General features: G+C 69.1%; 16 protein-coding genes. 9 read left to right on the forward strand and 7 right to left on the reverse strand.

The window, feature by feature from the left end; genetic code table 11:
- Positions 1 to 14: 14 nt before the first annotated feature.
- Positions 15 to 917: a succinate--CoA ligase subunit alpha gene (sucD, locus tag DXT68_RS04610; RefSeq protein WP_045252499.1), complete on the forward strand. Its 903-nt coding sequence runs from the start codon at positions 15 to 17 to the stop codon at positions 915 to 917.
- A gap of 137 nt (positions 918 to 1054) precedes the next feature.
- Here sucD and DXT68_RS04615 read toward each other — a convergent pair whose 3' ends face one another.
- Positions 1055 to 2479, reverse strand: a complete 1425-nt coding sequence (locus DXT68_RS04615) for an NCS2 family permease (RefSeq protein WP_115760461.1) — start codon at positions 2477 to 2479, stop codon at positions 1055 to 1057.
- 92 nt (positions 2480 to 2571) lie between these two features.
- Between DXT68_RS04615 and DXT68_RS04620 the strand changes: the two genes are divergently transcribed.
- The 8 genes from DXT68_RS04620 (at position 2572) to DXT68_RS04655 (ending at position 13255) form a co-directional block, all read left to right on the forward strand.
- Entirely contained in the window at positions 2572 to 3963 is a 1392-nt protein-coding gene (locus DXT68_RS04620) for a cell division protein PerM (RefSeq protein WP_045253167.1), read from the forward strand.
- 43 nt (positions 3964 to 4006) lie between these two features.
- Positions 4007 to 4594: a phosphoribosylglycinamide formyltransferase gene (gene purN / locus DXT68_RS04625; protein ID WP_045253166.1), complete on the forward strand. Its 588-nt coding sequence runs from the start codon at positions 4007 to 4009 to the stop codon at positions 4592 to 4594.
- A 40-nt stretch (positions 4595 to 4634) separates the two neighbouring features.
- Positions 4635 to 6242, forward strand: coding sequence for a bifunctional phosphoribosylaminoimidazolecarboxamide formyltransferase/IMP cyclohydrolase (gene purH, locus DXT68_RS04630; RefSeq protein ID WP_045253165.1), 1608 nt, complete (start codon positions 4635 to 4637; stop codon positions 6240 to 6242).
- Between the two features lie 79 nt (positions 6243 to 6321).
- Entirely contained in the window at positions 6322 to 7809 is a 1488-nt protein-coding gene (locus tag DXT68_RS04635; protein ID WP_045253164.1) for a DNA-3-methyladenine glycosylase 2 family protein, read from the forward strand.
- Positions 7806 to 8303 (forward strand): methylated-DNA--[protein]-cysteine S-methyltransferase, encoded by a 498-nt coding sequence (locus DXT68_RS04640; protein ID WP_045253163.1) that lies wholly within the window; start codon positions 7806 to 7808, stop codon positions 8301 to 8303. Before DXT68_RS04635 ends, DXT68_RS04640 begins: the two co-directional genes overlap by 4 nt.
- A gap of 287 nt (positions 8304 to 8590) precedes the next feature.
- The gene (locus DXT68_RS04645; protein WP_045253162.1) at positions 8591 to 10543 is read left to right on the forward strand and encodes an ABC transporter ATP-binding protein; all 1953 of its coding nucleotides are present in this window, start codon (positions 8591 to 8593) and stop codon (positions 10541 to 10543) included.
- On the forward strand, positions 10540 to 12354 hold the full coding sequence (locus DXT68_RS04650; RefSeq protein ID WP_045253161.1) for an ABC transporter ATP-binding protein: 1815 nt from the start codon (positions 10540 to 10542) through the stop codon (positions 12352 to 12354). The genes DXT68_RS04645 and DXT68_RS04650 overlap by 4 nt, the downstream gene beginning before the upstream one ends.
- A gap of 94 nt (positions 12355 to 12448) precedes the next feature.
- A complete protein-coding gene (locus DXT68_RS04655) occupies positions 12449 to 13255 on the forward strand; it encodes a hypothetical protein (protein ID WP_045253160.1) in 807 nt (268 codons plus the stop codon).
- A 47-nt stretch (positions 13256 to 13302) separates the two neighbouring features.
- Here DXT68_RS04655 and yicI read toward each other — a convergent pair whose 3' ends face one another.
- From yicI to DXT68_RS04685, 6 genes are all read right to left on the reverse strand, one after another.
- Positions 13303 to 15537: an alpha-xylosidase gene (gene yicI, locus DXT68_RS04660; RefSeq protein ID WP_045253159.1), complete on the reverse strand. Its 2235-nt coding sequence runs from the start codon at positions 15535 to 15537 to the stop codon at positions 13303 to 13305.
- On the reverse strand, positions 15537 to 16424 hold the full coding sequence (locus DXT68_RS04665; RefSeq protein ID WP_082068833.1) for a carbohydrate ABC transporter permease: 888 nt from the start codon (positions 16422 to 16424) through the stop codon (positions 15537 to 15539). Before DXT68_RS04665 ends, yicI begins: the two co-directional genes overlap by 1 nt.
- Positions 16424 to 17389 carry a carbohydrate ABC transporter permease gene (locus tag DXT68_RS04670; protein ID WP_052677634.1) on the reverse strand — a complete coding sequence of 322 codons (966 nt, stop codon included), beginning with the start codon at positions 17387 to 17389 and terminating at the stop codon, positions 16424 to 16426. Before DXT68_RS04670 ends, DXT68_RS04665 begins: the two co-directional genes overlap by 1 nt.
- A gap of 58 nt (positions 17390 to 17447) precedes the next feature.
- Positions 17448 to 18755 (reverse strand): ABC transporter substrate-binding protein, encoded by a 1308-nt coding sequence (locus DXT68_RS04675; protein ID WP_045253158.1) that lies wholly within the window; start codon positions 18753 to 18755, stop codon positions 17448 to 17450.
- Positions 18756 to 18890: 135 nt separating this feature from the next.
- Positions 18891 to 19904 carry a LacI family DNA-binding transcriptional regulator gene (locus tag DXT68_RS04680; protein ID WP_045253157.1) on the reverse strand — a complete coding sequence of 338 codons (1014 nt, stop codon included), beginning with the start codon at positions 19902 to 19904 and terminating at the stop codon, positions 18891 to 18893.
- Positions 19905 to 20110: 206 nt separating this feature from the next.
- A complete protein-coding gene (locus DXT68_RS04685; RefSeq protein ID WP_045253156.1) occupies positions 20111 to 20569 on the reverse strand; it encodes a GNAT family N-acetyltransferase in 459 nt (152 codons plus the stop codon).
- Positions 20570 to 20619 lie beyond the last annotated feature (50 nt).

Consider the following 20619-nt stretch of genomic DNA (forward strand, 5'->3'; position numbering starts at 1 on the left):
TAAGGAACAGAGAAATGTCGATCTACCTCAATAAGGATTCGAAGGTCATCGTCCAGGGCATCACCGGCGGCGAGGGCACCAAGCACACGGCACTCATGCTGAAGGCCGGCACCCAGGTCGTCGGTGGCGTGAACGCCCGCAAGGCCGGCACCACGGTCTCGCACACCGACAAGGACGGCAACGCCGTCGAGCTCCCCGTCTTCGCCTCGGTCGCCGAGGCCATGAAGGAGACCGGCGCCGACGTGTCGATCGCCTTCGTGCCGGGTGCGTTCACGAAGGACGCGATGATCGAGGCCATCGACGCCGAGATCCCGCTGCTCGTCGTCATCACCGAGGGCGTCCCGGTGGGCGACTCGGCCGAGGCCTGGGCCTATGCGCAGAGCAAGGGCAACACGACCCGGATCATCGGACCGAACTGCCCCGGCATCATCACGCCCGGTGAGGCGCTCGTCGGCATCACGCCGGCGAACATCACCGGCAAGGGCCCGATCGGCCTCGTGTCGAAGTCGGGAACCCTGACGTACCAGATGATGTTCGAGCTGCGCGACCTGGGCTTCTCCACCGCCATCGGCATCGGCGGCGACCCGGTCATCGGCACCACGCACATCGATGCGCTCGCCGCGTTCGAGGCCGACCCCGAGACCAAGGCGATCGTGATGATCGGTGAGATCGGCGGAGACGCCGAGGAGCGCGCGGCCGACTACATCAAGGCGCACGTCACCAAGCCCGTCGTCGGCTACGTCGCGGGCTTCACCGCCCCCGAGGGCAAGACCATGGGTCACGCCGGCGCGATCGTCTCCGGGTCCGCCGGTACCGCACAGGCCAAGAAGGAGGCCCTCGAGGCCGCCGGAGTCAAGGTCGGCAAGACGCCGTCCGAGACGGCTGACCTGATGCGCGCGATCGTCGAAGCGCTCTGATCTGAGCTACGCTTGACCTGAAGGCCCCGGACTCCACTCCGGGGCCTTCTTGCATGCCCGGGGTACGCCGCGCCCGTCGCACATACGACGAAGGGGCGGATGCAGCACGCATCCGCCCCTTCGTCGTGTGCCGTCGCTCAGGCGACGCCGAACAGCGCCTCGATCGGCCCGCGGGCGAAGAAGACGACGAACCCCACGCCGACGACCCAGAGCAGCGGATGGATCGTCTTGGCGCGGCCGGAGAAGGCGTTCACGACGATCCAGCTCACGAAGCCCGCGCCGATGCCGTTGGCGATCGAGTAGGTCATCGGCATCACGGTCGCCGTCAGGAACACCGGCAGCAGCACGCGGAAGTCGCTGAGGTCGATGTTCTTGATCTGCGACAGCATCAGAGCGCCGACGAGCACCAGAGCCGCGGCCGCGACCGCCCCGGGCACGAGCGAGGTCAGGGGGGTGAAGAACATCGCGATCAGGAACATCGCACCCGTGACCACCGTGGCGAGGCCGGTGCGCGCGCCCTCGCCGATTCCGGCGCCCGATTCGACGAAGACCGTCGCGGACGACGACGAGGTGCCGCCACCGGCGATCGCGCCGAGTCCCTCGACGATCAGCGCCGACTTGATGCGAGGGAAGTCGCCCTTCGCATCCGCCAGGTCGGCCTCCTTCGCGAGACCGGTCATGGTGCCCATGGCGTCGAAGAAGTTGGAGAACAGCAGGGTGAAGACGAACATCACCAGGGCGACGCCGCTGACCTTGGCGAGGTCGAAGCCGAAGTCGACCTGTCCGACGAGGCTGAGGTCGGGCAGTCCGACGATGGCTCCGGTGAGACCGAAGTTGAGGCCGAACGGCCAGATCGCGTTGACGATCGCACCGAGCACCGTGCCGCCGACGAGGGCGATGAGGATCGCTCCCTTCACCCGCAGCGCCATCAGCACGCCGCCGAGCAGCAGGGTGATCACGAACAGCAGCGTCGGCAGCGAGGCGACCGAGCCGCCGATGCCGAGATCGACCGGGGGAGAGGGGTTGTTGGTCGCGGTCACGAAGCCGGCGTTCACGAAGCCGATGAAGGCGATGAACAGTCCGATCCCGACCGTGATCGCCAGCTTGAGCTGCACGGGGACGGCGTCGAAGATCATCTTCCGCAGGCCGGTGGCCGCGAGCAGCACGATGATGACACCGTTGATCATGACGAGGGCCATCGCCTCGGGCCAGGTCACGGTGCCCACGACCGAGAAGGCGAGGAAGGCGTTGATGCCCAGACCCGCGGCGAACGCGAAGGGCAGACGCGTGACGAGGCCGAACAGGATGGTCATCACGCCGGCGGTGAGCGCGGTGGATGCGGCGACCGCCGTGCCTGCGAGCGTGTTGCCGTCGACATCGGGGGTGTTCAGGATCAGCGGGTTGAGGATCACGATGTAGGCCATCGTGACGAAGGTCACCAGGCCGCCTCGGATCTCGGTGCCGATCGTCGATCCGCGTCTGCTGATCTCGAAGAAGCGGTCGAGCGCGTTCGCGGGCGCGGGCTCGGTATGGGGCGGGGCGGGGGACGGGGCAGTAGTCATCGGGGGAACCTCCGCAGGAGACGATATCGTGTCGCCGGCACCGCGCGCGCCCCCGGGCCTGCGGGGGGAACTCGTCGTAGTCTCGATTCGATATGCAACGCCTCCTCGTCGCGCTCCTCGCCGCCTTCGATGCCGCCATCGCCGCAGCGGTCGGTCTCGTGGTCCTGCTGGCGCCGCTCACCCTCCTGTGGACGCTGTCGTTCGGCATGACCGCGGATTGGGGCGCTCTGTGGCCCCTCACCGGAACCCTGTGGCAGTTCGGACACGGGGTGCCGCTCGATCTCACGCTGGCCGACGACGTGCTGCGCGCGGCGGGCATCGCCCCGCAGGCGGCGAGCTTCGCGCTGTCGGTGACGCCGCTGGCCTTCCTGGTGTTCACGCTGCTGTTCGCCGCACGCTCGGGGGCGCGTGCGGCGAAGGCCGGAGCCTGGGCGCTGGGTGCGGTCGCCGGCACGGCGGCCTTCGGACTGATCGCGACCGCCGTGGCGTTCAGCACGCAGATCTCCGCCGCCCGCACCGACCTCGCGCTCTCGATCGCGCTGCCGACCGTCGTCTACCTGGTGGGCGCCGTGGGCGGCGGTGTGCGCATCGCCTGGGAGGACGGTGACGGCGGTCTGCTCGATCGTCTGCATGACGTCGTCGACTCCTGGGGCGATTGGGGGCCGGTCCTCGGAGCCTCCGTGCGGGGCACGGCCTTCGCCGTGCTCGGCATGGTCGCCGTCTCGGGGGTCGCCGTCGCCGTCATGACCCTGGCGCGCGGGAGCGAGGTGGTCGCCCTGTTCCAGGCCGCTCGCGTCGATGCGCTGGGGGCCACGGTGCTCACGCTCGGACACCTCGCCTATCTGCCCACCATCCTGGTCTGGGCGGCGTCATGGATCGTCGGGCCGGGGTTCGCGGTGGGCGTGGGGACGGCCGTGTCGCCGGCCGGCACGCAGCTCGGCGTCGTTCCCGGCATCCCGATCCTGGGGCTGCTTCCCGAGAACTCTTCGATCTGGATGCTCATCGTCGTGATCCTGCCGATCGGCGCGGGCGCCGTCGCCGGGTGGGCCGTCCGCTCCCGGCTCGTCTGGGAGGGCACGCCGCTGGCGACAGGACCGCGGGCGGCGATCGCGGTCGGAATCGGCGTGCTCACCGCGGCCGTCGGCGCTGTCGCCGCGGTGCTCGCGAGCGGCTCGATGGGACCTGGACGTCTGTCCGAGGCCGGTCCCTCCGCGGTGCTCTTCGCTCTGGCGCTCGGCGGTGAGGTGCTTCTGGGCGCGGCCATCCTCCTGCTCTCGCCGCGGAATCGCGACGAGCTGGCCGAGGAGCGCACCGACCGCTGGGTGGCCGAGATGACCGCGGCAGATCTCGGTGTCGGCAGCCGCACCGATCTGCCGATCTCTGACACGGTCCCGACCGGTCCCTCCTCCTACGACACTGCGCCCCTGGACGACCTCGGCGGCGTCCGTGCACCGAGGCGGAACCCCGCCGATCCGCTCGACTGACATACGCGTCGGCGGGTGCGCGGCGCTTCGGTAGACTGGGCGCGTGCTCACGGTCGCCGTTCTCATCTCGGGCACCGGCTCGAACCTTCGCGCCCTCCTCGAGGCCGCTCGTCACCCCGATTTTCCTGCGCGGGTGGTGGTCGTCGGTGCCGACCGCGAGGCCGACGGGCTGGCCCACGCCGAGGAGTTCGGCATCCCCAGCTTCACCGTCCCCTGGCACGAACACGGGTCGCGCGAAGCGTGGGGCGAGGAGCTCGGGCGCCAGCTCGCCGTCTGGAACGCCGATCTCGTCGTGCTCAGCGGCCTGATGCGGCTGCTGCCCGCCGGACTCGTCGCCGATCTCTCGCCGCGTCTGATCAACACCCACCCCGCGTACCTCCCGGAGTTCCCGGGCGCGCACGGAGTGCGAGACGCCCTCGCCGCCGGGGTCTCCGAGACCGGCGCGAGCGTGATCGTCGTCGACGACGGCATCGACACGGGACCGATCCTCGCGCAGGAGCGGGTGCCGGTCCTCGCCGACGACACCGAGCACACCCTCCACGAGCGCATCAAGCCCGTCGAACGCCGACTGCTCATCGACGTGGTGCGCCGCATCGCCACCGGTGAGCTGTCGCTGACCGCCGCATCCTGAACCGATCCACGCACGCCCCCCTCGCACGAAGGAGCCCATCATGGCCGGCCCCCGCCACGACCACTCGCTGTACCGCGATCGCGACACCGTCCCCGTCCGCCGCGCGCTCGTCTCGGTGAGCGACAAGACCGACCTGCTCGTGCTCGCGAAGGCGCTCGCCGCCGCGGGAGTGCAGATCGTCTCGACCGGGTCGACGGCGTCGACCATCCGCGAGGCGGGCTTCGAGGTCACCGATGTGGCCGCGGTCACCGGTGTCGCCGAGATGCTCGACGGCCGCGTCAAGACGCTGCACCCGAAGATCCACGGCGGTCTGCTCGCCGACCTGCGCCTCGAGGACCACGAGCATCAGCTCGCCGACCTCGACATCGAGCCCTTCGAGCTCGTCGTGGTGAACCTCTACCCCTTCGTCGAGACCGTCGCCTCGGGAGCCGAGGGCGACGACGTGGTCGAGCAGATCGACATCGGCGGACCGGCGATGGTGCGTGCCGCGGCGAAGAACCACGCGAACGTCGCGATCGTCGTGTCGCCGCAGTCATACTCCGGCATCATCTCGGCCATCGAGAACGGGGGCACCACGCTGACGCAGCGACGCGAGCTCGCCGCACGCGCCTTCGCACACACCGCCGCCTACGACACGGCCGTCGCCGCATGGTTCGCCGAGGGCACGCTGGGCGAGGGCGAGGACCTTCCCACGCACCTCACCATCCAGGCCGAGCGGCTCGCCACGCTGCGTTACGGCGAGAACGCGCACCAGCGCGGCGCGATCTACACGCGCGTCGGCGGACACGGCATCGCACAGGCCCGCCAGCTGCAGGGCAAGGAGATGTCGTACAACAACTACGTCGATGCGGATGCCGCGCTGCGCGCCGCGTACGACATGGTCAAGCCCGCCGTGGCCATCATCAAGCACGCCAACCCGTGCGGCATCGCCACGACCGCTCCGAACGCGCTGGACCCGATCGCCAGCGCGCACCTGCGCGCGCACGAGTGCGACCCCGTGTCGGCCTACGGGGGAGTGATCGCCGCGAACGGCACCGTCACGCTGAAGATGGCCGAGAACCTCAAGGACATCTTCACCGAGGTCATCGTCGCGCCGTCATTCGAGCCGGCAGCCCTCGAGGTGTTCAAGGCGAAGAAGAACCTCCGTCTGCTGCAGCTGCCGGAGGACTGGCAGCAGGAGCGCATGGACGTGCGCCTGGTCTCGGGCGGCCTGCTGCTGCAGGACGCCGACCGCTTCCCCGACGACATCGTCTCGGTGGCGAAGAACTGGGAACTCGTCTCGGGCGAGCGCCCCAGCGACGAGGAGATGGAGAACCTCATCTTCGCCTGGAAGGCGTGCCGCGCCGTCAAGTCCAACGCGATCGTGCTGGCCAAGGACAACGCCACGGTCGGTGTCGGCATGGGCCAGGTCAATCGCGTCGACTCGTGCCGCCTCGCGGTCGAGCGTGCGGGCGACCGCGCCGTCGGCTCGGTCGCATCCTCCGACGCGTTCTTCCCGTTCGCGGACGGTGCACAGGTGCTCATCGACGCGGGCGTCACGGCGATCGTGCAGCCCGGCGGATCGGTGCGCGATGAAGAGGTCGTGGATGCCGCCCGCAAGGCCGGCGTGACGATGTTCTTCACCGGGGAACGTCACTTCTTCCATTGAGCCGCGCGGCCGCTCCACTCTCCACCGCCGTGTCCGATTTCCGCCAGCCGGTGTCGGATGCCGGTGGCAGAGTGGAGGCATGAGCCTCCCCGTGACCGACTTCGACGAGCGGTACCGTGCGATCAGCGCGCGCGACACCCGCTTCGACGGGCAGTTCGTGACCGCGGTGCGCTCGACCGGCATCTACTGCCGTCCCAGCTGCCCGGCGCGCACGCCCAAACCCGAGAACGTCGCCTTCTACCCGACCAGCGCCGCCGCCCATGAGGCCGGGTTCCGCGCGTGCAAGCGCTGCCTCCCCGAGGCTGCTCCCGGATCGCCCGCGTGGGACCTGCGCAGCGACGTGGCAGCGCGGGCGATGCGGCTGATCTCCTCCGGTGTCGTCGAACGTGAGGGGGTCGCGGGCCTCGCCGCGCGCCTGGGGTACTCGACGAGGCACCTCACCCGGGTGCTCTCGACCGAACTCGGGGCGGGTCCGCTCGCCCTCGCCAGAGCGCATCGGGCGCACATGGCGCGGATGCTCCTCGTCGGTACCGACATGCCGATCTCCGAGGTGGCGTTCTCGGCCGGCTTCGCCAGCATCCGGCAGTGCAACGACACGATCCGCGAGGTGTTCGCGCTCACCCCCGGCGAGCTCAGAGCGCGTCGGCGCGGACCGGAAGCGGTCGCTCCGGGCGCGATCGATCTCGTGCTCCCGTATCGCGGCCCGCTCGACGCGGGCGGCGTCTTCGACTGGATGGCGGCACGGGCCGTCACGGGGGTCGAGGTGGCGACGTCCACTGCATTCTCGCGGCACCTGCGGATGGCCGGAGGATCGGCATGGTTCGAGGTGAGTCTCGATGCCTCCGCGCGTCTGCATCTGCGCGCCCGGGTCGCGCAGCTCGGCGACCTGGCGCCGCTGGTGTCCACGGTGCGACGGATCTTCGACCTCGACGCCGACCCCTCGGCCGTCGACCAGGCGCTCAGCGCACATCCGGAGCTCGCGCCCCTGGTCGCGCGCACGCCCGGAATCCGCGTACCGGGGTCTGCAGATCCGCACGAGATGCTGATCCGGGCGATGATCGGTCAGCAGATCACCGTGGTCGCCGCGCGCACCGCGCTCACGGCGCTCGCCGAGGCCCTGGGGGAGCGCACGGAGCAGGGGCTGCTGTTCCCGACCATGTCGGCGATCGCCGAGCACGGCGCCGAGGTGCTGCGAGGGCCGGGGGCCCGCATCCGGGCGATCGTGGGAGCGGCGGCCGCGCTCGCCGACGGATCCCTCACGCTCACCGTCGGAGACGATGGGCCCTCGCAGCGCGCGGCGCTTCTCGCCATGCCGGGCATCGGCCCGTGGACCGCCGACTATGTGCGGATGCGTGTGCTCGGCGACCCCGACATCCTGCTGCCCGGAGACGTGGCGCTGCGCGCCGGAGCGGCGGCGTCCGGCCTGCCGGGAGATCCGATTCCGCTGGTCGCGTGGGCGGAGCGTACCGCTCCGTGGCGCAGCTACCTCAGCGCTCACCTCTGGCGCGCCGCGCCGGTGCGTCCCCGACGCGCATCGCAGAGTTCCGTTCCGAAGGAGACACCATGACCGCCCTCATCCAGACCCTGGACACGCCCGACGGGCCGTTCACGATCCTCGCCGATGAGCGCCAGCGGGTGCTGGCGTCGGGGTGGACCGCCGATCAGCGCGCGATCATCGGGCGTCTGTCGCCGTCTGCACAGCCGACGAGCATCACCGAGGGGGAGACCGATGCGGCGGCGGCGGCCCTGGCCTTCTATGCGGGTGACCTGTCGGCGCTCGACACGGTCGCCGTGCAGCAGACCGGTACCGCGATGCAGCTGGCCGGATGGGCGGCGCTGCGGGGGATCGAGCCGGGCGAGCCGCTCACCTACACCTCGTTCGCCGCACGGCTGGGCGCTCCCCGCGCGGTGCGCGCCGCAGCCTCGATCTGCGCCAGGAACGCGCCGGCGCTGTTCGTGCCGTGCCACCGCGTGCTGCGCTCCGACGGCACGATGGGCGGGTTCGCGTGGGGGATGGACGTCAAGTCGAGTCTGCTCGAGCGCGAGGCCCGGCGCAGCTGACGAGACGGTTCTCGGGCGATCGGGAATCTCTCTTGCGGTCAGCTGGTTCACAGGAATAGGCTGGTGGGCTGTCGCACCGACCGGACGACACAGCCGAGCCCCTGAGGAGGACACCATGACATCGATCTCCGCTGCGCAGATCGCCGCTCTCGGCTCGACCCCGGTGCGCCCGCTCCGCTAGAGCCCTTTCCCCCGCACGAGATCACCGGATGCCGGACTCCGAGAGTCCGTTCGCGCGTCCGTCCCCGCCAGCACCCCCTTCCCCATACGAAACTCGTCTGAGAGACATGTCTTCCTCGCCTTCATCGCAGAACGCCTCGCCGTCCTCCACCCTCTCTACTCCCGCCGCTCTGTGGCGCCTGAAGCCCTTTGTCAAGCCGGTCATCTGGCGGCTCGCCGGCGGCGCCGCCAGTGCGCTCGTCGCCGCGATCATCGCCCTGATGATCCCGATCGTTCTCGAGCAGATCATCCGCGGGCCGGTGCAGGCCGGTGCGCTGGCGGGCATCGCCTGGGGCGCGCTCGCCGTCTTCGGGCTCGCCCTCGGCGAGGCGCTGATGGTGTGGCTGCGCCGTCAGTTCGTGCTCAACCCGGCCACGCAGGTCGAGTACACGATGCGCACCGAGCTCTACTCGCGCCTGCAGACCCTTCCGGTGTCGTTCCACGACCGCTGGCAGTCGGGCCAGCTGCTGAGCCGCATGATGCAGGACATCGGCCTCATCCGCCGGTGGCTGGCGTTCGGTCTCGTGCTGCTGGTGGTCAACGTCCTCACGATCGTGATCGGCTCGGTGCTGCTGTTCCGCTGGCACTGGCTGCTGGGCGTGATCTTCATCGTCACCGCGATCCCGCTGTGGATCCGCGGGTACCTGTTCGAGAAGCGCTACGGCGCGCTCACGCGCCGCAGTCAGGACCAGGCCGGTGACCTCGCGACGAGCGTCGAGGAGAGTGTGCACGGAATCCGCGTGCTCAAGGCGTTCGGCCGCGGCTCGCACGCGCTCGGCCGTTTCAGCCGCCAGGCAGAGACCCTGCGCGAGACCGAGATGAGCAAGGCCGGCGCTATCGCGTCGATCTGGTTCTGGCTCGACCTGATGCCGCAGATCGCGTTCGGTCTCAGCCTGATGTCGGGCATCTGGCTGATCTCGCAGGGCGAGATCGATCAGGCCCAGCTGTTCGCCTTCTTCGCCATGGCGGTGGTGCTGCGATGGCCCATCGAGTCCATCGGATTCCTGTTCTCGTTCATGCTCGACGCGCGCACCGCCACCGACCGCGTGTTCGACATCTACTCCGAGACGAACTCGATCGCCGACCCTGAGAAGCCGGTGCACATCACCGAGCCGCGCGGCGAGCTCGCGTTCGAGGGGGCGCGCTTCCGCTACCAGGATGCCGCCGCCGACGAGCGCGACCTGCTCGACGGCATCGACCTCGTGCTGCGTCCGGGCGAGACGATGGCGCTGGTCGGTCTGACCGGCAGCGGCAAGACCACGCTGACCACGCTGCCCACGCGTCTGTACGACGTCACCGGCGGCCGCGTCACGCTCGACGGCGTCGACGTGCGCGATCTGCCTCTGGCCGAGCTGCGCCAGCACATCGCGATGGCGTTCGAAGACGCCACGCTGTTCTCGGCGACGGTGCGTGAGAACGTGCTGCTCGGACGCGCCGACCTCGACGTGCACAGCGACGAAGGCGAGCGCGTGCTGCGCGAAGCCCTCGACGTCGCGCAGGCGGCCTTCGTCGACACACTGCCCGAGGGCGTCGAGACGGTGATCGGCGAAGAGGGGCTCAGCCTCTCCGGCGGTCAGCGTCAGCGTCTCGCGCTGGCGCGCGCCGTCGCGGCCGCCCCCAAGGTGCTGGTGCTCGACGATCCGCTGTCGGCGCTCGACGTCGACACCGAGGCGCTCGTCGAAGAGGCGCTGCGTCACGTGCTCGCCGACACCACCGCGATGATCGTGGCCCACCGCCCCTCCACCGTGGCGCTCGCCGACCGCGTGGCTCTGCTCGAGGCGGGGCGGGTGACCGCAGTGGGCACGCACTCCGAGCTGCTCAGGACGAGCCGCCACTACCGCCACGTCATCTCCAGCCTCGAGGCGGAGGAGGCGGCGCGCACCGGCGCGATCCCGATCATCCGCGACTCCGAGGCCGAGATCGACGCGACGGTCGCCGAGGGCATCCGTGCGGAGTCCGCCGACGATGCTTCGTCAGGCTCAGCAACCGCAGTCGAAGAGGACAAGGAGGTGCAGCGATGAGCTCCACCATCACCGGAACGCAGGACGAGGACCGCTCCCGCTACACCAAGGAGGAGAGCAAGGCGATCCGTCGCCGGTCGCTGCACCTGCTCGGCTCGCTCGTCCAGCCACTGAAGCCGCGGATCATCCTCGCGGCCGTCGTGCTGGTCATCTCGACCGCCCTGCAGGTGGCCGGGCCGATCCTCATCAGCATCGGGCTCGACCGCGCGCTGCCTGCCGTCCTCGAGCGCGCCGACTGGATGCCGACCTTCATGATCGGCGGCATCTACCTGCTCGCGGGCGCCGTGGCCGCGGCGATGATCGCGTGGTACGTGATCATCGCGGCCAAGCTCACCCAGGCCGTGCTGCTCGACCTGCGCAAGCGGATCTTCCTGCACACCCAGCGCCTCAGCCTGGAGTTCCACGAGTCGTACACCTCCGGCCGCATCATCTCCCGTCAGACGAGCGACCTGGACTCCATCAGGGAGCTGCTCGACGGCGGCCTCAACGAGCTCGTCTCGGGTGTGCTCTTCGGCCTGTTCACCTTCATCGCCCTGTGCGTGTGGGACTGGCAGTCCGGACTCATCCTGGCGATCGGCGGCATCCCGCTGTTCTTCCTGATGCGCTGGTTCTACTCGCGCTCGCAGCTCGTGTACCGCGAATCGCGGGTCATCAGCGCGAAGGTGATCGTGCAGTTCGTCGAGACCATGACGGGCATCCGTGCGGTCAAGGCGTTCCGCAAGGAGCCGCGCAACGACGTCGCCTTCCAGAAGATCGCCGGCGAGTACCGCGACGTGAACCGGCGCTCGATGCTGCTGTTCGGCACCTTCGAGCCCGGGCTGATGGGGGTGGCCGCGCTCGTGCTCGGCATCGTCGTGCTGTGGGGCGGCATCCGCGTCTCGGAGGGTGCTCTCACCGTCGGCGTGCTGCTGTCCGCCGTGCTGTACGTGCGCAACTTCTTCGCGCCCATGCAGGAGATCGCGATGTTCCTCAACTCGTACCAGTCGGCCACCGCGGCGCTCGAGAAGGTCTCGGGCGTGCTCGAGGAGGTTCCGACGGTTCCGGACCCCGAGAAGCCGGTCGATCTGTGGGAGTCCCGCGGGCACGTCCAGTTCCACGAGGTCACCTTCGGATACAACGGCGAGAAGACGATCCTCCCGAACTTCTCGCTCGACATCGAGGCGGGACAGACGATCGCGCTGGTCGGCACGACCGGGGCGGGCAAGTCGACCCTCGCGAAGCTGATCTCGCGGTTCTACGACCCCTCGGTCGGATCGGTGACGCTCGACGGCGTCGACCTGCGAGACCTGCACCCGAAGGATCTGCGCCGCGCCATCGTCATGGTGACGCAGGAGGCGTACCTGTTCAGCGGCACGGTCGCCGACAACATCGCGCTCGGCAAGCCGGACGCCTCGCTCGAGGAGATCCGGGCCGCGGCGCGTGCGGTCGGCGCCGACGGGTTCATCTCGTCGCTGCCCGACGGCTACGGCACCGACGTGAACAAGCGCGGCGGTCGCGTGTCGGCGGGGCAGCGTCAGCTGATCTCGTTCGCGCGCGCGTTCCTCGCCGACCCCGCGGTGCTCATCCTCGATGAGGCCACCGCGTCGCTCGACATCCCGTCGGAACGGCTGATCCAGGACGCTCTGCAGACCCTGCTGAAGGACCGCACCGCGATCATCATCGCGCACCGGCTGTCGACCGTCGCGATCGCCGATCGGGTGCTCGTGATGGAGCACGGCAGGATCATCGAGGACGACACGCCCGCGTCGCTGATCAGCGGCACGGGCAAGTTCGCTCAGCTGCACGCGGCCTGGCAGCAGACTCTGGTCTAGGTCCCGTCGGATTCCGCGCGGATGGCGATCTCCCCTCGGGAGGTCGCCATCCGCTTTTTCCCCGCAGCCGCCGAGGGCTGGGTAGCATCGAAGTATGGACCCTCTGCTGCTCGCCGCCGAGTGGTGGTGGCTCGCGCCCGTCGCGGCCGGAGGAGTGGCGGCCGGAGCGGTGGGCATGGGAAGACGACGTACAGCAGGCGGACGCCGCCTCGAGTTCGATGCCGCGCGTCTCGATCTGCGCGCCGCCAGGCAGAAGGCCGTGCAGAGTCGGATGGCGGTCAAGCTCGCCAGGGCCGATGTCACCCGTCTCTCGGCCGAGCGGAGCGCCCGTCGCGCGACCGCGGAGCAGGTCGCCGGAGCGAAGCGGATGCTGCGCATCAAAGAGAGCGACGCGAAGGCCGCAGCCGCGGATGTGCGGGCGAAGCAGGTGCGCCTGTCCGCTGCGCGCGCGGCCATTCCCGCGCCACGGGCGCCGCGCCCCCTCGAACGGCTGCAGGGCGAGCACGATGCGGTCGTCCTGCGATGGATGCAGTACGAGACAGACCCTGGACTGCAGATCGCGTACCCCGCGATGACCGATGTGAAGCAGCCCGCCACGGCGGAGTACCTGCGCGCCGCGGGACGCGCGGTCGACGCACGACGCGCGGCCGACGGCACGGCGGGACCGGCCGAGTTCGCCGCCTACCGTGACGCGGTCTCCGACCTGGAGCGCGCCTTCGAGGCCGCCGAGCATGCGGCGAGGGTGCGAGCCGGCGAAGAGACCCCATCGCCGGGGTCTGCGTGGCAGGATGCCGCGCAGGACATGCTGAACCGTTCGACGGAGGCGATCGATCGCGCGGCCGGCGCTGCCGCGTCCGCGCTCGCCGCCTGGAACGAGCGCCGCCGCCCCGACAAGCGCTGACGGCGTCGCCCCGGCACCAGCCGCCGACCCCGCGCCCGGTCAGGTCGTCACTCGGTGACCTCCGCGAGGTCGATCGTGTACGTCGCCTCGACCCCGTCGGGGGAGGTGACCGTCACGGACGTCGTACCGTCACCGCCGGGGAAGACGCGCATGCGCAGTCCCTCGTGGTAGTCGTAGTCCGGCCGGTCGATGCGCGCACCCCAGGGCAGTGCCGTGCCTGGACGCACGTACAGCGGCAGCGAGTCGAAGCCGTGGGTCTCGCGGCGCCAGCCGCCGCCCTGCACGGTCTCGCCGGTCAACAGCGACGTCCAGGCACCGTCCGGCAGGTAGAACTCGACCGAGCCGTCGGCGGAGAAGACCGGAGCGACGAGCAGGCTCGAGCCGAGCATGTACTGGCGGTCCAGGTAGCCGACCGCCGGATCCTCGGGGAACTCCAGCTGCATGGGACGCATCACCGGCAGGCCGGTCCGCGAGGCGTCGATGCCCTGCTGATACAGGTAGGGCATGAGCTGCATCTTGAGATGCGTGAATCGCCGGGTCACGTCGACGGCCTCCTCGTCGAACGCCCACGGCACCCGGTAGGAGCTGGAGCCGTGGAATCGCGAGTGCGAGCCGAGCAGACCGAAGGCGGTCCATCTCTTGAAGACGCCGGCATCCGGCGTACCCTCGAACCCGCCGATGTCGTGGCTCCAGTACGCGAACCCGCTCAGCGCGAGCGACAGACCGCCCCGCAGGGTCTCGGCCATCGAGGCATACGTCGAGGTGGAGTCGCCGCCCCAGTGCACCGGCATGCTCTGACCGCCCGCCGTGGCGGACCGGGCGAACAGCACGGCGTCGCCGGCCCCGCGGGCCTCGACGAGCACATCGTGCACCGCGCGGTTGTAGAGGTCGGTGTAGAGGTTGTGCATGCGGGTCGGGTCAGCGCCGTCGGCCCAGACCACCTCGGTGGGGATGCGCTCGCCGAAGTCGGTCTTGAAGCAGTCCACCCCCTGGTCGATCAGCCGGCGCAGGTGCTCCTGGTACCAGGCGGTCGCGGCGGGGTTCGTGAAGTCGACGAGACCCATGCCCGCCTGCCAGAGATCCCACTGCCACACGGTGCCGTCCGGGCGGCGGACCAGGAACCCCTGATCCGCCGCCTCACGGAACAGGGGTGAGCGCTGAGCGATGTAGGGGTTGATCCACACGCACACCCTGAGGTCCTTGGCATGCAGTCGCGACAGCATCCCCTCCGGGTCGGGGAACACCCTGGTGTCCCAGACGAAGTCGGTCCAGTTGAACTCGCGCATCCAGAAGCAGTCGAAGTGGAACACCGACACCGGCAGCTCGCGTGCGGCCATCACGTCGATGAATGAGGTGACCGTCTGCTCGTCGTAGTCGGTCGTGAAGCTCGTCGAGAGCCAGAGACCGTACGACCAGGCGGGCACCACGGGAGGTCTGCCGGTCAGCGCCGTGTACCTTCCGAGCACCTCCTTCGGGGTGGGGCCGGCGATCACGAAGTACTCGAGCACCTCGCCCGGGACCGAGAACTGCATCCGTTCGACCGACTCGGAGCCGATCTCGTACGAGACGTGGCCGGAGTCGTTCACCAGCACGCCGTACCCGCGGTTCGACACATGGAACGGGATGCTCTTGTAGGCCTGCTCGCTGGAGGTGCCGCCGTCGGCGTTCCAGACATCGACCGACTGTCCGTTCTTGACCAGCGGCCCGAATCGCTCGCCGAGGCCGTAGACGAGCTCGCCGACCCCCAGGTCGAGCTGTTCGTGCACGAACACGGAGTCGCGGGGGGCGGCCCCGCCCTGACGCGCGTTGTCGACGATGCCGGGATCCACCTGGGCGTGGGGCGCGAGCCTGATGTACCCCTGTGCCTTGTGACCGCTGCCGGTGACCCGACGGCCCTCGACCTCGAATGAGAGGTTGAAGGGAGAGCCGGGAGCGATGCGGGCGATCAGAGCTCCGGCCTCGAGCACGCCGCCCTCGGCGGTGATGTCGCGCGTCGCGTGCCCCGACCCGGCGCCGGGGAGCCGGAATCCCTCATGCGTGCGGCCGCCTTCGTGGTGAGCGATCCGCACCCGGATCACGCCCTCCGCCGGAGAGGAGAGCGTGGTCGTCAGCACGGGGCGGTTGAGCGTGTCGCCGCGACCGGCGATCACCATGGTGGGGGCGGTGATGACGAGGCCGGCGCCGTCCGGCGTGTCGTCCGTCTCGGCGATGTCGTAGGCCTGCTGGGCGTAGAGCGCCGTGACGCCCGGTCGCAGCTGCCAGAACCCGTCGGTGAACTTCATTACTTGACTGCTCCTGCCGTGATGCCGCGCGTGAGGGTGCGCTGGAAGATGAGGAAGAAGATGAGCGTGGGGATGATGCCCAGCAGCGCCGAGGCGCTCGTGGTGGTCACGTCCATCAGCCGGTCGCCCTGCAGCACGCTGATCGCGACCGGGACCGTCTGGTTCGCGTTCGAGGCGAGGAAGGTCAGGGGGATGAGGAACTCGTTCCATGTCCAGATGAAGAAGAAGATGAGCAGCACCGACAGGGTCGGCCGGCTGATCGGGAAGACCACGCGCCAGAGGATCTGCCAGCGACTCGCACCGTCGAGCGATGCGGCCTCGAGGATCTCCTTGGGGAACGTGCCGTAGACGGACGAGAGCAGATACGTGCCGAACGCCGCCTGGATGACGGTGAAGACGATGATGACGGCCCACACGTTGTCGTACAGGCCGACCGATTTGAACATGAAGTAGAGCGGGTACAGCAGCGCCTCCTGCGGCAGGAGGTTGGCCATCAGGAACAGCAGCACGATCCAGCTGCGGCCGCGGATGCGGCCGATGCCGATCGCGAACGCGTTCAGCATCGAGATCACCACCGCGAGCACTGAGACGACGCCGGCGATGAGGATCGAGTTCCACACCTTCTCGGGAAAGTTCACCCGCTCCCAGAACTTGATGATGCCGCCGAAGTCGAGGGTCTCCGGGAGGGCGAGCGGACCGGACGTCGCGTAGTCGACGGGCGATTTGAACGAGTTGACGAGCACGAGGTAGAACGGCGCGATGACCAGCACCGCTCCCACGACGACGAGGGCGAGCAGCAGCCAGTCGACCGGACGCTTCTTCGTCATGCCCCCGCGGGGGCGGGCCTTGCCCGGCTTCCCGGTGACGATGGCAGTGGTGGCGTGCATCACAGACCCGCCCTTTCCTTGCGCTCGAGGGAGTTCTGCACGCGGATGAAGATGATCGACACGATGACCACGACGATGGTGAGGACGGTGGCGATGGTCGCTCCGTAGCCCACGTTCCGCTTGGTGAAGAACTCCTGGTACGCGTAGTAGGCGGGCACGAGGGTCGCACCGGCGGGTCCGCCTCGCGTGATGATGTAGACCGGACCGAAGACCTTCAGCGCGGCGATGGTGCAGGTCAGGGTGACCACGAAGATCTCGGGGCGGATGATGCTGGCGGTGATCGAGGTGAAGCGCTGCAGCCAGTTGGCGCCGTCGAGCTCCGCCGCCTCGTACAGTTCGGGGTCGACCCGCTGCAGGGCGGCCATGAAGACGACGACGGGGTAGCCGAGCTGCACCCACACCATCACGACCATCAGCACGATCAGGGCGGAGGGCATCTGGCCGAGCCAGTCGTAGGCCGGGAGGCCGAGTGCCCCCAGGATCTGGTTGAGCGCTCCGTCTCCGCCCGGTCGCACGATCCAGCCGATCACGATGCCGGCGACGGCGATCGGGAGGATCTGGGGGAGGTAGTACGTGGCTCGCAGGAAGCTGCCGACTCTGCCGCCGAACTTGCGACCGACGACGTCGAACAGCAGCGCGGCGACGATGAGCCCCACGATCGTCGGCACCACGACCATCGCGATGATCATCCACACCGAGTTCGTGAACGAGGTCCAGAAGTCGCTGTCGGTGAGGATCTTCTGCCAGTTCTGGAGCCCGATGAACTCCGGGGTGCGGACCCCCTTCCACTTCGTGAAGGTCAGGTAGAGGTTCCAGACGAGCGGGACGATGACGACGACGAGCAGCAGAGCGAAGCCGGGGAGCAGGTAGATCCAGTACGCCCCGGTCCCTCCGCGGCGCTGCGGGATCGACGGCTCCTCGGGCGGCAGCTTCGTGCGGCCCTCGCGACGGGTGGCGAGTGACATGTTCATCTCCAGGAGGGTGTGGGGGCGACGCCGCGCGGACGCCGCCCCCACGAGCGGATCAACGGAATTCCGAGGTGCCTTCGTCGTACTGCTCACCGAGGTTCGTGTTCGTGGTCTCGGCATCCTGAGCTCCGGTGATAAGCCCCTGCAGTTCCTGCACGATCACGTCGTAGAAGCCGGGGGCGGGCCAGTCCGGGTAGAAGGACAGGCCGTCGGCATCCAGCACGCCGTTGAACGTCTCGATCAGGGCCGCGCTCTTCTCGTCGGTGATGTCGGCGGGCTCTGCCGCGACCGGGAGGCCGCCGTTGTTGCCGATGATGGCCTGGATCTCGGGGCGCATCGTGATGTCGATGAACTCGTAGGCGAGATCCTTGTTCGATGCGTTCTCGGGCACGACCCACAGGTTGCCGGAGGAGCCGAGAGACAGGTCGGCGCCGGGGAAGGCGGTCATCGTCCAGTCGAAGCCGGTCGCCTCCGAGACGAAGCGCCCGAACCACCAGGAGCCGGACACGAAGATCGGAGAGCTGCCGTTGATGAACGAGACGCCCGCGTCCTCGGCCTTGACCGACGAGACGTCGGAGGCGATGTAGCCCTTGTCCATGTACTCCTGCAGGGTCTCGGTCGCCGCGGTGACCTCGGGGCCCTGCCAGTCGACGGGCTCCTTGTACAGCTGGTAGTCGTCGACGAAGCCGCGGTCGCCCGCGTTCAACGCGAGCTGATACCAGAGCTGGCCCAGCGGGTATTCCGCGCCCGCCTCGGCGAGCGGCGTGACGCCCTGTGCGACGAACGCATCGAGCACGTCGATGAACTCGTCGTAGGTGGTGGGGATCTCCAGGCCGGCGGCGGCGAAGGCGTCCTCGTTGTAGTACACGCCGACGAACTCGCCGTAGTTCGGGATGCCGAACCAGGTGTCGCCTCCCATGACGCCGTCGTCGGAGTACTTCGCGGTCGTCTGCAGCGAGGGGGCGAGCTTGTCGTCCCAGCCGTACTCGTCGACGGCGTCGGAGATGTCGGCGATCAGACCGGTGGATGCCAGGAACCCGGCCGTCGCGTTGCCCTTGTTGAACTCCATCAGATCGGGGGCGGCGTCGGTGTCGAGCACCTGGCTGGCCGTCTTCTGGATCTGCTCGAACGACTTCTCCTCGAACTCGACCGTGGCTCCGGTCTCCTCTTCGAAGATCGCGATCGCCTCGGCCCACGCCTTGCCCATCGCGCTGTCCGCCCCCTCGTAGTGCCAGAGCGTGAGGGTCTGTCCGTCACCGCCGTCGTCACCGGATCCCGCCGTGCAGCCGCTCAGTGCGATGCCGGTCGCGGTGAGTGCGGCGAGGGCCGCCAACGTCTTCGTCCTGCGGGTGTTGCGTGCCATCGTCGGCACTCCTTTCTTGTGGCCCCGGGGGCCGGACACTTCATCGGGTCGGGTGTTCAGTTGTGTGATCGTCTCGATATCGCATCGTCGAAGCGTTTCGACAAAATCGATGGGACCGCGATTCTCCGGAGGGGGTCACTCCCGGGCGGGAGCGACCGATCCGGCGGAGAGGTATTCGGGAGGGATCAGGTGGATGCGCGCGGGGGCGTGCGGGTCTTCGAGTCGCTGCACGGCGAGGTCGATGGCGAGCTCGCACGACTGCTGCGGCACCAGGGGGATCGTGTCCACGGGCACGGGGAGGGTCGTGGTGTCGAAGGACGCCGCCGCAGAGATCACCGACACGTCCGTGCCGACGGTCAGCTCGCGCTCGGCCACGACCGCGAGCAGTGCCTCGTGCACATCGCCGACCGCGTGCACCACGAAGGCGCGGATCCCGCGATCGAGGGCGGTCCCGACGGCCGTGCGCACGGCCGACACGTCGGTCGTCGTGACACCGGTGGTCGCCCACTCGAGGGCCACGCCCCGCAGCGTCGCCTGGGCCTGCACCCCGCGCAGCAACCGGCGCGGGAAGTTGGACTTCACGTACGACACCTCGGTCTGACCGAGCAGCACGGCGGCGGTGTGACCGGCATCGGCGAGGCGGTCGATCGCGAGGTGGCCGGTCGCCTCGAAGTCGAGGTCCACGCAGGTCAGCCCCTCGGCGTCGTCGGGGATGCCGATGAAGACGGTGGGGGAGCGCAGTGCGCGGGCGATGTCGGCCCGTGCGTCGTCGGGGGCGACGTCGAGCACGAGGATCGCATCGACCAGGTTGCTGGCGGCGACCCTGTTCATCCCCTCGGATGCCTGCTCGTCGGTCAGGAGCAGGATGTCGTACCCCCGGCGGCGCGCGGCCACGGTGGTCGCCAGCACGAACGCCATATGGGTGGGCGCGTGCGTGTCGGCTCGAAGCGGCTCGGTGAGCGCGAAGATGTGGGTTCGGCGCCCCGCCAGCATCCTGGCCCCGGCATCCGGCTCGTAGCCGAGGGACCGCACGGTGTCCTCGATGCGACGGCGGGTCTTCTCGGAGACGGGTCGCTTACCGCTGAGGGCGTAGGAGACGGTGCTGATGGACACCCCGGCGGCCTCGGCCACGTCGTGGATGGTCGTCATCGGGGCTCCGTCATCATCGTCAGGTCACAACGTCGAAGCGCTTCGCCAGCAGCCTCGGGATCGATGATGACACGCGCCGCCGCTCCGCACAAGACTTTTGTGGGCAATCGCAACAAATACCGATGCCCTGCAGGGTGCCAGTGCTGGCAGGCACGCGACGCATGGCCGGCTCTCGAGAGAGAGGAGGTTCGGAACTCGACGCCTGCTTACGAGGCGATACGGATCTGGGCGATGACCTCGGAGTACTCGGTCTCGCCGACCGGGGTGAACCCGACTCGGAGGAAGAACGCCTCGGGGCCGTCTTCGCCGGCCTCGTAGATGACGTTGACGTGATCGAATCCGCGCGCCCTGGCCTCGTCGAGCAGACTCTCGACCGCGAAGCGGCCGACGCCCTTGCCCTGATCGTCGGCGTCGACGTTGATGCGCCACAGCACGGAGCGGAAGTGCTCCTCGGGCGCGTCGGCGTCGAAGTTGGCGCTGACGAACCCGACGACGTGGTCGTCTTCGAGCACGACTCGCTGCCAGGAGGTCTGCGGATCGATGACGGTCGCCGCGATGCCGTAGGACACCGGAGCGAGGAACTGCTCCTGCCCGGGCTTGAGCGACAGGTTGTTCACGGCGACGATCGTCGCGGCGGAGAGTTCGACCATGCGCAGTTCGGACATAGTCACAGGCTAACGCCTCGCGCGACATCGCGCCCGCAAACCCGGAGTAT

Origin of the sequence: Microbacterium foliorum, assembly GCF_003367705.1 — a bacterium.
GTDB lineage: Bacteria > Actinomycetota > Actinomycetes > Actinomycetales > Microbacteriaceae > Microbacterium > Microbacterium foliorum.

Excerpts from the sequence above, each read along its gene's own strand:
- DXT68_RS04615 (WP_115760461.1), bottom strand. The coding sequence starts at position 2,479 with ATGACTACTGCCCCGTCCCCCGCCCCGCCCCATACCGAGCCCGCGCCC.
- sucD (WP_045252499.1), top strand. The coding sequence starts at position 15 with ATGTCGATCTACCTCAATAAGGATTCGAAGGTCATCGTCCAGGGCATC.
- DXT68_RS04685 (WP_045253156.1), bottom strand. The coding sequence starts at position 20,569 with ATGTCCGAACTGCGCATGGTCGAACTCTCCGCCGCGACGATCGTCGCC.
- DXT68_RS04635 (WP_045253164.1), top strand. The coding sequence starts at position 6,322 with ATGAGCCTCCCCGTGACCGACTTCGACGAGCGGTACCGTGCGATCAGC.
- yicI (WP_045253159.1), bottom strand. The coding sequence starts at position 15,537 with ATGAAGTTCACCGACGGGTTCTGGCAGCTGCGACCGGGCGTCACGGCG.
- DXT68_RS04680 (WP_045253157.1), bottom strand. The coding sequence starts at position 19,904 with ATGACGACCATCCACGACGTGGCCGAGGCCGCCGGGGTGTCCATCAGC.
- DXT68_RS04665 (WP_082068833.1), bottom strand. The coding sequence starts at position 16,424 with ATGCACGCCACCACTGCCATCGTCACCGGGAAGCCGGGCAAGGCCCGC.
- DXT68_RS04655 (WP_045253160.1), top strand. The coding sequence starts at position 12,449 with ATGGACCCTCTGCTGCTCGCCGCCGAGTGGTGGTGGCTCGCGCCCGTC.
- DXT68_RS04620 (WP_045253167.1), top strand. The coding sequence starts at position 2,572 with ATGCAACGCCTCCTCGTCGCGCTCCTCGCCGCCTTCGATGCCGCCATC.
- DXT68_RS04670 (WP_052677634.1), bottom strand. The coding sequence starts at position 17,389 with ATGTCACTCGCCACCCGTCGCGAGGGCCGCACGAAGCTGCCGCCCGAG.
- purH (WP_045253165.1), top strand. The coding sequence starts at position 4,635 with ATGGCCGGCCCCCGCCACGACCACTCGCTGTACCGCGATCGCGACACC.
- DXT68_RS04645 (WP_045253162.1), top strand. The coding sequence starts at position 8,591 with ATGTCTTCCTCGCCTTCATCGCAGAACGCCTCGCCGTCCTCCACCCTC.
- DXT68_RS04640 (WP_045253163.1), top strand. The coding sequence starts at position 7,806 with ATGACCGCCCTCATCCAGACCCTGGACACGCCCGACGGGCCGTTCACG.
- DXT68_RS04650 (WP_045253161.1), top strand. The coding sequence starts at position 10,540 with ATGAGCTCCACCATCACCGGAACGCAGGACGAGGACCGCTCCCGCTAC.
- DXT68_RS04675 (WP_045253158.1), bottom strand. The coding sequence starts at position 18,755 with ATGGCACGCAACACCCGCAGGACGAAGACGTTGGCGGCCCTCGCCGCA.